Genomic DNA, 14,317 nt, shown 5'->3' with positions numbered 1-14,317 from the left:
CACTCCTCCCCGTTGCCTGGCTTGTCATTATTATTTTATAAAGATCGCCGCGGTCACAGTGGACCGCCGCGTTGTCTGCACTACTTGCTGCGAACGATCTGGTAATTCCGTGTCAGGTATTTCACCGGCGCCGCGAAGCCGCTGGCGATATGCACCAGGCGAGTGAAAGGAAAGACCACGAACAGGGTCATGCCCAGGAACACGTGCAGCTTGTAGATGATGTGGACATTGGCAATGTTCGCCGAGGCCCACTCCGGACGGAAAGTGACGATGCCCTGTGCCCAGTTGGCTAACAGCACCATCACCGACCCGTCCATATGTCCGGCAGAAACGCCGATCGAAAGCAGGCCAAGTATCAGCTGGGCATACAGCAGAAGCAGCACGAGCAGGTCAGACGGGTTGCTGCTCTTGCGGATACGCACATCGGTGAAACGTCGCTTGATCAATATAGTCAGGCCGATAAAGGCCAGCGCGCCGAAGAACCCGCCGGACGCCATCGCCAGTACCTGCTTTTGAGGTGTGGATATCACGTAGTGATAAATTGACTCCGGCGTAAGCAGGCCAACAAAATGGCCGAATATAATAAACAGTACGCCGATGTGAAACAGATTGCTTCCCCATCGCATGCCTTTGTCGTTCAGAATCTGGCTGGATCCGGTTTTCCACGTGTACTGCTCCCGATCGTAGCGGGCCCAGGAGCCCACGATCATGGTGGTCACAGCTATGTAAGGATAGATGCCAAAAAGCAGAAAGTTCATTGTGTTCATGGCGAGGTCCTCAAGGGTTGGCGCTGACAGGCGGTGAACTGGCATCGACAAAGTGCACCGGCGTGGTATGTTGATTTTCGTTCACCTCGGCACTGGGGTGCGCAGACGGACAAGGCTCCGCGTCATCGTCCAGGCCAAAGGTGATGGCTTCTTCTTCCCAGATTTTGTCCAGGGCCTCGAGACTGTCATCCCGTTCCTCACTGGAGGCCTGTTTCAGGAACTCGTCGACAGTGATGTCGGCCTGGCAAATTTCCAGCAAAGCACGAAACAACAGCCCGTATTCGCTACCACGGTCTTCCAGTCTTGCACCGACCAGGGCGAGAATATGGGCGACATCCAGTAGGCCGTTTTCCGCTTCCTCCCGCGGCCGGCAGGAAAGGTACTCGAGGTACATCGGAATGTAATCCGGCAGTTCCCGGGCATTGAGTTCAAAGCCATGGCTGCCGTAGAGCTCCATCAGGTCAACCATGGCCTGTCCGCGGTCGCGGGACTCTCCGTGTACGTGTTCAAACAGGAGCAGTGATGTGGCACGACCGCGGTCAAACAATCCGCCGTAGGTTTCCTGCAACTCCATCAGGTCTTTGCCCGAGAACGCGGTAAGCCAGGCGCAGAGCTTGGCCTTGAGTTTGAAACCGAGAATTCTGTTGTCCAACAGAATTGCCTTCAACTCGTCCACGTGATCATGTACTTCCACCGACGGGTAGTCGAGCAGCCGGGCAATTACTTTAAGTTCAATCATGGTTTCCACTCCTCTACCTGGACCGTGTCAATGATGTCGCGACGGTTGGTGCGCTTGGCGCCGAACATATTTACCTCGTTGTTGCCAGAGGAGCAGCCGTTACCGAAACTGAAGCCGCAACCGCCGCGCTCCGCGAAGGCATCCGACATGGCTTCTTCACGATGAGCGCTGGGGATAACATAGCGATCCTCATAGTTGGCGATGGCCAGGTAGCGATACATCTCCTTTACCTGGGCCTCGCTGAGACCGACGTTCTCCAGCACCTGCAAGTCAGTGACCCCATCCACGGTTTCTGCGCGTTTGTAGGCGCGCATGGCCAGCAATCGTTTCAGGGCCAGTTTTACCGGCTCTTCATCGCCGGCGGTGAGCAGATTGGCGAGGTACTTGAGCGGAATACGCAGGCTGTCAACGTCGGGAATAACGCCGTCGTTCCCGATATGGCCCGCGTCGGCCGCCTGCTGAATGGGCGAGAGCGAGGGCACATACCAGACCATGGGCAATGTGCGGTACTCGGGGTGCAGTGGCAGTGCAAGCTGCCAGTCCACTGCCAGCTTATACACCGGCGACTGCTGCGCAGCCTCGATCACGGAATCGTCGATACCATCCCGACGTGCCTGGGCAATGACCTCCGGATCATTGGGATCAAGGAAGATTTCCAGCTGCTTCTTGTAAAGGTCCTGTTCCGATTCGGTTGCAGCAACTTCCTGTATCTTGTCCGCGTCGTAGAGCAACACACCGAGGTAGCGGATGCGTCCAACACAGGTCTCGGAGCACACGGTGGGCTGCCCCGACTCGATTCGCGGATAACAGAAAATACACTTTTCCGATTTTCCGGATTTCCAGTTGTAGTAAATCTTCTTGTAGGGGCAACCGGACACACACATGCGCCAACCGCGGCACTTGTCCTGGTCGATCAGGACTATACCGTCCTCCTCCCGCTTGTAGATCGCGCCGGACGGACAGCTGGCCGCGCAGGTCGGGTTGAGGCAGTGCTCGCACAGGCGCGGCAGATACATCATGAAGGTATTCTCATACTCTCCATAGATGTCCTTCTGCACTTTCTCGAAATTGGCATCGCGGGAGCGCTTGGAAAACTCCGAACCGAGGATCTCCTCCCAGTTGGGCCCGGACTCGATCTTCTCCATACGCTCGCCACTCACCAGCGAGCGCGGCCGCGCTGTTGGCTGGTGCTTTCCCTGCGGCGCTGTGTGTAGATGCTGGTAGTCGAAATCAAAGGGCTCGTAATAGTCCTCGATCTTCGGCATATCCGGGTTGTTGAAAATCTTTGACAGTACCTTCCACTTACCCCCTATGCGCGGCTCGATCTTGCCATTGCCCTTGCGCACCCAGCCGCCGTTCCATTTTTCCTGGTTTTCCCACTCGTTGGGGAAACCCACTCCAGGCTTGGTCTCAACGTTGTTGAACCAGGCGTATTCCACGCCTTCGCGGGAAGTCCAGACGTTTTTGCAGGTGATCGAACAGGTGTGACAGCCAATACATTTGTCGAGGTTCAACACCATGCCGACTTGTGAACGAATTTTCATTGCGGCAACTCCTTAAATATCCTGGGGTAAAGGCTGGGGCAGGTCGTCGGTATCGGAACCGTCCAACCAGTCCACCTTGCTCATCTTGCGGACCACCACAAATTCGTCGCGATTGCAGCCAACGGTGCCGTAGTAGTTAAAGCCGTAGCTTTGTTGTGCGTAACCGCCAATCATGTGTGTTGGCTTCATCACCGTACGGGTCACCGAGTTGTGATGCCCGCCGCGTGTGCCGGTGGTCTCGGAACCCGGCACGTTAACGATGCGCTCCTGGGCGTGATACATCATCACCATGCCCTGCTTCACGCGTTGGCTGACCACCGCACGGCAGGTGATTGCGCCGTTGGCGTTAAACACCTCTACCCAGTCGTTATCCTCTATGTTGGCCTCCCCGGCATCGATCTCGCTGAGCCAGATAATGGGGCCACCCCGTGACAGCGTCAGCATCAACAGGTTGTCGGAGTAGGTACTGTGGATGCCCCACTTCTGGTGCGGTGTAATCCAGTTCAGCACAATCTCCTTTTCACCGTTGGCGCGTTTTTCCTTCACCTGGTGAATGGTGTTGGTGTTGATGGGCGGGCGATAGGAAACAAATTGCTCGCCAAAAGCCTGCATCCAGGTATGGTCCTGGTAAAACTGCTGGCGGCCAGTGATGGTGCGCCAGGGAATAAACTCATGCACATTCGTATAGCCGGCGTTGTAGCTGACATGCTCGTCCTCCAGGCCGGACCAGGTTGGTGAGGAGATGATCTTGCGCGGCTGCGCCTGGATATCGCGGAAACGGATCTTCTCATCGTGCTTGGGTTCGGCCAGGTGCTTGTGGTCACGGCCGGTGAACTGACCCAGCGCGTCCCAGGCTTTAACTGACACGTTGCCGTTGGTTTCCGGGGCCAGCGTCAGCACGACCTCTGCCGCATCGATCGCGGTGTTAATAGCCGGCTGTCCCTTGCTGACACCCTCTTCCTCGACCGTGTAGTTCAGTTGGCGCAGCAGTTCCACCTCTTCATCGGTGTTCCAGCTGATGCCCTTGCCACCGTTCCCCAGCTTCTCCAGCAAAGGGCCGACCGAGGTGAACTTCTTGTAGAGATTCGGGTAGTCGCGTTCAACCACCACCATATTGGGAGCAGTTTTGCCTGGTATGAGATCGCATTCGCCACGCTTCCAGTCCTGTACTTCGAATGGCTGGGCGAGTTCTCCAGGCGTGTCATGCAGTGTGGGGACCGTGACGATATCCTTTTCCACGCCCAGATTGCCCTCGATGGCCGCGATCTCGGAGAATTTTTTCGCCAGGCCTTTATAGATATCCCAGTCAGACCGGGCCTCCCAGGCCGGGTCGGTGGCTTTCGACAGCGGGTGGATGAAGGGGTGCATGTCGGAGGTGTTGAGATCGTCTTTCTCGTACCAGGTCGCCGTCGGCAACACGATATCCGAATACACGCAGGTGGAAGACATGCGGAAATCGAGCGTGGTCACCAGGTCAAGCTTGCCCTCATGCCCCCGTGACTCGAAGTCGATCTCCTCGGGGATGAGACCGCCGGTCATGCCGTTATCGTCGTTCATTACCCCGTTCTTGGTACCCAGCAGATACTTGAGCATGTACTCGTGCCCCTTGCCGGAGGAGCCCAACAGGTTCGAGCGCCAGATGAACAGGTTGCGCGGGAAGTTGTCCGGGTTGTCCGGTTGTTCCGCGGCAAAGCGGATACCGCCGTCCTTCAACTTCTCTACCAGGTAATCCCTGGGATCCATACTTGCGGCTTCTGCATCACGGGTTACCTGTAGCGGATTACAGTTCAGCTGCGGTGCGCTGGGCAACCAACCCATGCGTTCAGCACGGATGTTGTAGTCCAGCATGTGCTCCGGCATCTCGCCCTTGTCAGCCAACGGCGAAAGCACATCATGCACACTCACTTTCTCGTGACGCCACTGGGAGGAATGGTTGTAGAAGAAGGAGGTGGAATTCATCTGCCGCGGCGGGCGGCTCCAGTCCAGGCCGAAGGCCAGTGGCAACCAGCCGGTCTGAGGCCGCAGCTTTTCCTGGCCCACATAGTGCGCCCAGCCACCGCCGGTCTGGCCGACACAGCCACACATCATCAACATGTTGATCAGGCCACGGTAGTTCATGTCCATGTGGTACCAGTGGTTCATCGCCGCGCCGACGATAACCATGGAACGGCCGCGCGTGCGATCTGCGTTGTCGGCAAACTCGCGAGCGACCTGGATGACTTTTTCCCGGGAGACACCGGTGATTTTTTCCTGCCATGCCGGGGTATAGGCGATGTCCTGGTTGTAATCACTGGCGACATCTTCACCCCCCAGCCCGCGATCAATGCCGTAGTTCGCCATCATCAGGTCATAGACCGTGGCGACACGTGCGGAGGAACCGTCGGCCAATGTGATCTCCGAGGCCGGCACATTGCGATAAAGGATTTTTTCCTGATCACAGGCGTTCCAGAATTCATTGGAGTCGTCAGCCGCGAAGTGAGGGAAGGCCACCGAGGCGACGCAATCGGTGGACTCGATCTGCGAGAGTTGCAGCTTGATCTCGGCTCCCGTGGAACCGTTCTTCTGCTCGATATTCCACTTGCCCTGCTCGCCCCAGCGATAGCCAATGGCCCCGGTTGGCGATACCAGTTCACCGCTGATCTCGTCCCGGGCAATGGTTTTCCATTCCGGGTTGTTGTTACCGCCGGGCTCGCCACCGAGATCGGAGGCGCGCAGGAAACGGGTGGCTTTGACGCCCTTGTCGAAGTCTTCCAGCAGCACCAGCATGGGACTGTCGGTATAACGTCGCACGTAGTCAGTGAAGTACTCACTGGGCTTCTGCAAGTGGAACTCCTTCAGAATCACATGGCCGAAGGCCATGCCCAGGGCAGCGTCGGTACCCTGCTTCGGGTTGAGCCACATGTCCGTCAGCTTGGCGACCTCGGAATAGTCCGGGGTAATGGCAACGGTTTTGGCGCCCTTGTAGCGCACCTCGGTGAAGAAGTGAGCATCGGGGGTGCGGGTCTGGGGTACATTGGAACCCCAGGCTATGATGTAGTTGGAGTTGTACCAGTCTGCCGACTCCGGCACATCGGTTTGTTCACCCCAGGTCATGGGCGACGCCGGCGGCAGATCGCAGTACCAGTCATAGAAACTCATGCACACACCGCCCATCAGCGAGAGGTAGCGCGAACCGGCGGCGTAGGACACCATGGACATGGCCGGAATCGGCGAGAAGCCGATCACCCGGTCCGGGCCATACTGTTTGGCGGTGTAGACATTGGCCGAGGCAATAATCTCGTTTACCTCATCCCAGGATGAGCGCACAAATCCGCCCAGCCCGCGCGCACTCTTATAGGAGCGGGCTTTCTCTTCATCCTCGACTATAGAACCCCAGGCCTCTACCGGGTTGCTGTACTTTGCCCGCGCATCGCGCCACAACTTGAGCAAGGGTTTACGTACCTTCGGATACTTGACCCGATTCGCGCTGTAGATGTACCAGGAGTAACTCGCGCCGCGAGGACAGCCCCGTGGCTCGTGATTGGGCAGGTCGGGGCGCGTACGCGGGTAGTCCGTCTGCTGTGTTTCCCAGGTGATCAGCCCGTTCTTGACGTAGATCTTCCAGCTGCAGGAGCCGGTACAGTTTACGCCGTGGGTGGATCGCACGATCTTGTCGTGCTGCCAGCGTTGTCTGTAGCTGTTCTCCCACTCGCGGTTCTCGTTGCGTGTCTCACCGTGCCCGTCGGCAAACTCTCCGGTCCGGGTCTTCTTGAAAAACTGCAGTCGATCAAGAAAATGACTCATGGCTTTACTCTCTCTCGTGTTTTGGCCGACGCTCGCAAGCCCCGGCGTTAATCTTGCTTCGTACTACGGGTTGTAGAATTCGCCGCTCTTGCGCAGGTAGAACCACCAGTTAATAACCAGGCAAATTGCATAGAAAATTGCGAATCCAACCAGGGCGACTTCCGGTGTGGTGGCCTTGATCTGCTCACCGATAACTTTGGGAATGTAGAAGGCGCCATAGGCGGCTACTGCCGATGTCCATCCCAGCACGGGACCGGCCTGTTCTTTCGGGAACACCATGGCGATGGTACGGAACGTGGAACCGTTGCCGATGCCGGTCGCGGCAAACAGCAGCAGGAACAGAACCAGGAAGGGCACAAAGAACTCTTCCGGTGTCGCGGAGTTATATGCGGCCTTCATGTAGTAGGCTACGCCGAGGGCACTGCCGACCATCACCGCGGAGCAGATCTGGGTAACCAGCGCACCACCGACCTTGTCCGAAATCCAGCCACCCACAGGTCGAATCAGGGCCCCGATAAACGCCCCCATCCAGGCAAACATCAGGGCGCTGGGGCCGTTAACATTGACGGTGTCATGCGTCATCACCCCTTCCACCATGATGTGCTGGTAGCCGAATATCACCTTGATCGCCAGCGGAAAGGCAGCGCTGAAGCCAATGAACGAGCCAAAGGTCATGGTATAGATGATGCTCATCACCCAGGTGTGTTTGTTGTTGAAGATCTTGTACTGACGCTGCAAATTGCCCTTGATCTGGCCGGGCAGCATCTTCAGTGCAAGTACCGTACCGGCAATAACCAGCACCAGTACGACCTCCTTGGGCACGCCGAATCCGGACCCGTTGGCCGCCTCCGGCAGCATCAGCCAGAGACCAATGGCGGCCATGACAAAGCCGATCAGCAGCATGCCGGACATCAGTGCGAACCCGACAGGAGCCGAAGGAATATCGGGAGAGACTTCCTCGGTACGGATGTTGTTCATGCCAAACCAGCCGATAAAGGCGAGGGGTACGAGGAACAACAACCAGACGAAACCGGCGTTCTGGATATAGGTTTCAGTGCCCTCGGGGATTTTGCCGATGAGGGTGCCCGAGGTCTGTTGCAGGGTCATGGAATCGCCACCGAGCGCACCGAACAGCCCGAAGGTCATGACCAGCGGCACCAGAATCTGCATGGTGGTCACACCGAAGTTGCCCAGACCAGCGTTCAGGCCCAGCGCCAGGCCCTGCTGGCGCTTGGGGAAGAAGAAGTTGATGTTGGACATGGAGGAGGCAAAGTTACCGCCGCCAAAGCCCGAGAGCAGCGCCAGCAGCTGGAATACCCAGAGCGGCGTGTTCTTGTCCTGCAGTGCGATACCCGCACCCAGGGCTGGCAACATCAGTAGCGCAGTGGTGAAGACGATGGCGTTACGACCACCAAACAGGCGGATGAAAAAACTGCTGGGAATGCGCAGGGTTGCGCCGGTGAGGCCCGCTATTGCCATGAGGGTGAACAGTTCCGACTTGGCGAACGGAAACCCGATGTTCAGCATCTGTACAGTGATCACGCCCCAGTACAGCCACACCGCAAAACCACATAACAGGCTGGGTATGGAAATCCACAGGTTTCGATTGGCAACCTTCTTGCCGGTCGACTCCCAGAACTGGTCGTCCTCGACGTTCCACTCTTTGATATCAGACATAGTCTTTCCTCTGTTTTCCTTTATGCACTAAAGGGATAAAAATTCGTCGGCCTGGGCCTGCGCATAGCGCTGGCGAAACTCGTCGCGCTTAATGGCGAAATGCATCAGGATCATGCAGCCCGCCAGGCCGCCATAAAGCAGCATGAAGCATGAGGTGCGAATACCGGTGATGTCGTTGGCCGCGCCAAACAGGAGCAGCAGCGCGAAACCGCCCAGTGCGCCGATCATGCCTACCGCCCCTCCCACGGCACCCATATGCCCCGGGAAGTAGTCGTAAATGATTCTGTAGATGCTGGCCTTGCCAAAGCCCATAGCCACGCCCATCACGAACACCAGCGCGGTGAATAACCACATCGGCGTTGCAATATTCAGTGACAGGTCGCCTTCGATACCATGGATGGTCATGGTGGTCGGCGGATAAGACAGAAAGAACAGGCAGACCAGGCAGATCCAGAACACCATCCAGTTGATAGTGCGAGCACCAAAATAATCCGCGAACCAACCCCCCAGCGCGCGCACCAACGCCGCGGGCACGGTAAACAGGAGGGTGGCGAAGGATGCGGCTTTCAGGTCCAGGCCATACTGCTCCACATAGAATTGCGGCAGCCAGAGGGTGAGGGCAAGGAATGCCCCGAAAACGAAAAAGTAATAGAGGCCGAAACGCCAGACCCGCAGCTTGCCGAGCGGGGCCAACTCCTCGGCGAGAGGGCGCGACACTTTGGCCTGCGCCTGGTGAATCGGATCTTCGCTGCTGAGAAACAGGAACGTCACGGCAGTGAACAACAGTACCGCGCCGTATGCCACCGGCACGTAGTCACTGCCAAACTGGATAACAGCCAGCGGCGCGACCAGATTGGTAATGGCGGCGCCTGCATCGCCGGCGCCAAATATGCCCATCGCTGTTCCCTGCCGCCGCTTGTCATACCAGGACGAAACAAATGCGATGCCGGCGGAAAATGTCGCGCCAGCCAGGCCGATGACCACGCCGAACAACAGGTAGTGCCAGTAAACACTAGCCAGCGGATAGAACAGCAACGCCACGCCGACGATGGCCATTTCCAGGAACATCACCCGGCGGCCGCCATAGATGTCCGCCAGTATGCCGGAGGGCAGGCGCGCCAACGCGCCACTGAGGATCGGGGCCACGAGCAACAGCGCAAACTGGGTATAGTTGAGCTGCAACTGCTCGCGAATTTCCAGGCCGAGAATCGAAAACAGGGTCCATGCAGCAAACGACGCGGCAAAAGCCACGGTGCTGGCGGTAAGGGAAACTTGCTGTTGTTGGCGTCTGGTCGTCATAGTCAATTTCAATCTGTCGACGCATAAACTAATATCTTCCCCATGCCGAGGGTTGATCTGGATCAAGCGCCCAACGCCAGTGACACACGGCAACGGCGCAAATTACCCCCAAGGTAGTAGTTGCCTGTTTTTGTTTTTATTCTTAAATAACAGTCAGATACGGATTGCCAGCCCTATACCTGTCCAGCTCCGAGGGGAGTTCGAGTTATTGGTGGTAGACGGCCAGCGAGGATGGATAAATGCCCCTTACAGGGAAGCGGATCTACCGCTCAGTAATTTTTCAGGTATTTCTGGCCATGGCGGTGATCGCCGGTATGGCCCTGGCCAGCATGAGCCTGTCGGTCTACGTGACCGTCAATACCCAGAACGATGCGGAGGCGATAAACCTCGCCGGCTCATTGCGCATGCAGTCCTATCGCATCAGCAATCATCTGGCGCTGGCCGCCCTGGGCCGCGAAAAAGAGACACTGCAGCAACTCACCGCGGAAATGGACGAATTTGCGCAAAAACTCGGCACGTCAATCATTCCCCTGGTCGTCCACGACGCCAACAACGTGCCACTGAGCAAGAGCTACCAACAAGTTCGCGACAACTGGCAACTCAGTATGTCACCCCTGCTACAGGCGACACTGCAGGGCGGGCTTTCCTGGCAGGACAGCTACACCCGCTACAACAGTGAACTGGACCGCTGGGTGGCGGACATCGACACCATGGTGACCCACCTGCAGCGCGAGAACGAAGGCAAGATCGAACTGCTGGGCATGACCGAGGCGATTAGTATTTTCCTTATCGTGTTTATCGTGCTTTACCTGATCATGCGCGCAGACAACAATTTCGTGATTCCATTGCGCAGGCTGGTCAAAGCGGCCGAGGACGTGGAGCGCGGTAACCTCAGTCACCGCGTAAGCCACTACCCGGAAAACGAGTTGGGTGTACTCGCTGCCTCATTCAATACCATGACCGCCAGCTTGCAGGCGCAGTATCGAACCCTTGAAGTTCAGGTTGAGGAGCGTACCCGGGAATTGCATCGCTCCAACCAGGCACTGTATTTTCTCTACAAGACTTCGCGGGAAATCTCCTCCAGCCCCTATGATGAGAGACTGCTGCGGGTATTCCTCTCGGAACTGCAGAAGGTTGCCAACGTAGAAACCATCAACCTCTGCGTGAATGCCGAGCCCAACTACCTCAATTACAACCACCTCGGTACCAGTGCCGAGGAGGAGAACCACTGCAACGGCGACTGCGCCGTCTGTGCGCTATCCCCTGCGCATCTGGAAAAATCCCACACGCCGGGTATCTCACTGCCGATCGGCAGTCGTAATGACAACTACGGATTCCTGTACATCAAGCCGCACGAGGGCGAGAAACTGTTACCCTGGCAGAACCAGCTCCTCAACACGGTCGCCGAAACCCTGTCAACATCCTTTGCCTTCCATCGCAACCTGGGACAGGAACACCGGGTTATGCTGCTGGAAGAGCGCAGTACCATAGCGCGGGAATTGCACGACTCACTGGCGCAGTCACTGTCGTACATGAAGATGGAGACCGCCCGCCTTAAAAAACTCGTCGATGGAGACTTTCAGAAGGAGCGGGTCGACGAAGCCATCGCCGATCTGCAGGAGGGCATCAACGCCGCCTACAAGCATCTCCGGGAATTGCTCGTCACCTTCAGGGTCAAGCTGGACGCCCCAGACCTGCGCACGGCGCTACAGCACGCGGTGCAGGAATTCGACGAGCAGAGCCCCGCCCGGGTAACGCTGGAGTACAACATCGAGAGTGCCAGCCTGGGACCCAACGGTGATATCCATGTACTGCACATGGTACGGGAGGCTCTCAACAACGCGGTGAAGCACGCCGGCGCCAGCACAATTGCCCTGCGCTGTGAGCAAGGTAGCACTGGTGACCTTGTTTTCACTATTGATGACAACGGTGTGGGCATACCCGAGCAGCCGGAGAAGGAGCACCATTACGGGCTATATACGATGCGTGAGCGCGCCCAACGGCTGGAGGGCAGTCTTGAATATAGCGTGCGCGATTGCGGCGGCACCCGTGTACAATTGCGTGTGCCCGCGGCGACGGGCGTCGCCTATCACTGAGCACAACGAGGACCGGTAGAGACAAAGCGATGGTTGAAGCGGTAAACACTATCCTCCTGGTGGATGATCATCCTCTGCTGCGCAAGGGCGTCAGCCAGTTGCTGGAACTGGAAGATGGACTCGAAGTGATCGGCGAGGCGGCTAATGGCAACGACGCGGTGAAGATGGCCCAGGCACTGGACCCGGACCTGATACTGCTGGATCTGAGCATGCGCGGTATGGACGGTATCGAAACCCTTTCCACCCTGCGCGACGCCGGCATCGCCGCGCACATCGTTGTATTCACGGTGTCCGACGATCGCGCCGACGTCATAGCCGCACTGAAGTCCGGCGCCGACGGTTATCTGCTCAAGGACTCTGAACCCGAGCTGCTGGTAGACAGCATTCACCAGGCCTGCTCCGGCAAGATGGTGTTGAGCGAACAGCTGACCGAGATTCTGGCCTCCTCCTTTCGCCAGGACAAGCAACAACAGGACCTCAACCAACTGACCCGTCGCGAACTGCAGATACTCAAATACATTGCCGAGGGGCTCAGCAACAAACTGATTGGCCGGCGCCTGGACATCGCCGAATCCACGGTCAAGGTACACGTCAAGCACCTGCTGAAGAAGCTCGGCTTCCGCTCTCGCGTGGAAGCCGCGGTGTGGATGGTCGACCAACAGAAATAGCCCGCCGTCGGGCCACTACCACCAAAAACAGCGGCCTGCGCTCATCGCTGTTTTTTCTTTGGCATCCGAACGCTAACACGCTGTCAGCAATACGTTTTTCCGCAAGTACAACACTACTCCTTTAGTGGTAGCTGCGCGGTGCTCGCATTGCCGGCTGCAAACGCCACATGATCTACATCAACATCCCTGTCCCGCTGAAAAAATATATTGCAGCCAGATTTTTTCCATTGGGAGCATAAATGATGTCCGAGCATCGTATACCGCTAACGGATCTGAAGAATCCGAGTATCAGGACGCTGCACTTCACCTGGTTCGCATTTTTCCTCACTTTCGTGGTCTGGTTCAGTCACGCGCCGATGCTGGCCTTTATCAAAGAGGCGTTCGACCTCAGCGGGCAACAGATCAAGGCCCTGATGATTCTCAACGTCGCCATGACCATTCCTGCACGCATCGTAATCGGCATACTGGTAGACAAGTTTGGGCCCCGTCATGTGTACAGTGGACTGCTGATACTGTCCGGGTTTATGTGCGTACTGTTTGCCACCGCCAACAGCTACGAACAGCTGGCGATATTCCGCTTCCTGCTGGGCTTTGTCGGTGCCGGTTTCGTGATTGGCATCCGCATGGTGGGCGAGTGGTTCCCCGCCAAACAGGTGGGCCTCGCCGAAGGCATTTATGGCGGCTGGGGTAATTTCGGATCAGCCGCCGGCGCCATGACCCTACCGACTATCGCGCTTTTGTTCGGCGGGGAAGATGGCTGGCGCTACGCCATTGGCCTCACCGGCGTCATCGCTGCCATCTACGGCGTGATCTATTACATCAATGTACGTGACACTCCCAAGGGGTCGACCTACTTCAAGCCAAAGAAATCTGGTGGGCTCGAGGTAAGCAACTGGGGTGATTTCTGGTTCCTGCTGGCAATGAATATCCCGATGTACGTTGCCCTCGCCGTGCTTACCTGGAAACTCTCGCCGTCTAACCTGGGGCTGCTGACCGACAATGCCTGCTATGGCATCTACGCCGGCCTGTTCGCGCTCTACCTGTTCCAGACCAGTCAGATATGGAAAGTGAACTACGAACACCTGAAGGAAGGCGTGCCGGAAATGCAGCGCTACAAGTTCAAGCAGGTGGCGATCCTGGACTGGTCCTACTTTGCGACCTTCGGCTCTGAACTGGCGGTGGTGTCAATGCTGCCGCTGTTCTTCCTCGAAACCTTTGAGGGGCTTGACCCGGTAAAAGCCGGCCTGCTTGCTTCCGGCTTTGCCTTCATGAACCTTGTTGCCAGGCCTACGGGCGGCTGGATGAGCGACCACTTCGGCCGTCGCAAGACCATGATCGTGCTGATTTGCGGACTGGCTGCGGGCTACTTCCTGCTCAGTCAGATAGATGGCGGCTGGTGGATACCACTGGCGGTGATGGCCACGATGAGCTGCTCGTTCTTCGTGCAGGCCGGTGAGGGTGCCGTGTTTGCCATGGTGCCCCTGGTGCAAAGGCGCATGACCGGGCAGATCGCCGGCATGGTGGGCGCTTACGGTAACGTCGGTGCGGTGACTTACCTCACCGTGCTTTCCTTCGTGGACTACAGCACCTTCTTCCTCGTCATTGCCGCCTCCGCAGGTGTAGTGTTCGCACTGGTGATGTTCCTCGACGAACCCAGGGGCAAGATGACCGAGGTGCTGCCCGATGGTACCGTGCAACTGATTGATGTGACCTGAGTAGACCCATACCGGCCCACTTCGCGCGG

At 57.3% G+C, this 14,317-nt stretch carries 9 protein-coding genes; 3 read left to right on the top strand and 6 right to left on the bottom strand.

Features of this window, described 5'->3' with window-relative positions; all coding sequences use genetic code 11:
• Positions 1-80 precede the first annotated feature (80 nt).
• From narI to F0M18_RS09685, 6 genes are all read right to left on the bottom strand, one after another.
• Positions 81-767: a respiratory nitrate reductase subunit gamma gene (gene narI / locus F0M18_RS09710; RefSeq protein ID WP_149611237.1), complete on the bottom strand. Its 687-nt coding sequence runs from the start codon at positions 765-767 to the stop codon at positions 81-83.
• Positions 768-777: 10 nt separating this feature from the next.
• Positions 778-1,506 carry a nitrate reductase molybdenum cofactor assembly chaperone gene (narJ, locus tag F0M18_RS09705; RefSeq protein WP_149611236.1) on the bottom strand — a complete coding sequence of 243 codons (729 nt, stop codon included), beginning with the start codon at positions 1,504-1,506 and terminating at the stop codon, positions 778-780.
• On the bottom strand, positions 1,503-3,050 hold the full coding sequence (gene narH, locus F0M18_RS09700; protein ID WP_149611235.1) for a nitrate reductase subunit beta: 1,548 nt from the start codon (positions 3,048-3,050) through the stop codon (positions 1,503-1,505). The genes narJ and narH overlap by 4 nt, the downstream gene beginning before the upstream one ends.
• Positions 3,051-3,062: 12 nt before the next feature.
• A complete protein-coding gene (locus F0M18_RS09695) occupies positions 3,063-6,833 on the bottom strand; it encodes a nitrate reductase subunit alpha (RefSeq protein WP_149611234.1) in 3,771 nt (1,256 codons plus the stop codon).
• A 63-nt stretch (positions 6,834-6,896) separates the two neighbouring features.
• Positions 6,897-8,510 (bottom strand): MFS transporter, encoded by a 1,614-nt coding sequence (locus tag F0M18_RS09690; RefSeq protein WP_149611233.1) that lies wholly within the window; start codon positions 8,508-8,510, stop codon positions 6,897-6,899.
• A gap of 27 nt (positions 8,511-8,537) precedes the next feature.
• Positions 8,538-9,809, bottom strand: coding sequence for a nitrate/nitrite transporter (locus tag F0M18_RS09685; RefSeq protein WP_149611232.1), 1,272 nt, complete (start codon positions 9,807-9,809; stop codon positions 8,538-8,540).
• Between the two features lie 239 nt (positions 9,810-10,048).
• Here F0M18_RS09685 and F0M18_RS09680 point away from each other — a divergent pair, with 239 nt between their 5' ends.
• From F0M18_RS09680 to F0M18_RS09670, 3 genes are all read left to right on the top strand, one after another.
• Positions 10,049-11,905 carry a histidine kinase gene (locus F0M18_RS09680; RefSeq protein WP_149611231.1) on the top strand — a complete coding sequence of 619 codons (1,857 nt, stop codon included), beginning with the start codon at positions 10,049-10,051 and terminating at the stop codon, positions 11,903-11,905.
• 29 nt (positions 11,906-11,934) lie between these two features.
• On the top strand, positions 11,935-12,573 hold the full coding sequence (narL, locus tag F0M18_RS09675) for a two-component system response regulator NarL (protein WP_149611230.1): 639 nt from the start codon (positions 11,935-11,937) through the stop codon (positions 12,571-12,573).
• Between the two features lie 242 nt (positions 12,574-12,815).
• Positions 12,816-14,288: a NarK family nitrate/nitrite MFS transporter gene (locus F0M18_RS09670; RefSeq protein ID WP_394349399.1), complete on the top strand. Its 1,473-nt coding sequence runs from the start codon at positions 12,816-12,818 to the stop codon at positions 14,286-14,288.
• Positions 14,289-14,317: the final 29 nt, after the last annotated feature.

The sequence above is a fragment of the Pseudohalioglobus sediminis genome (assembly GCF_008370495.1).
Classification (GTDB): Bacteria; Pseudomonadota; Gammaproteobacteria; order Pseudomonadales; family Halieaceae; genus Halioglobus.
This window is presented reverse-complemented; position numbering and strand designations above follow the sequence as displayed.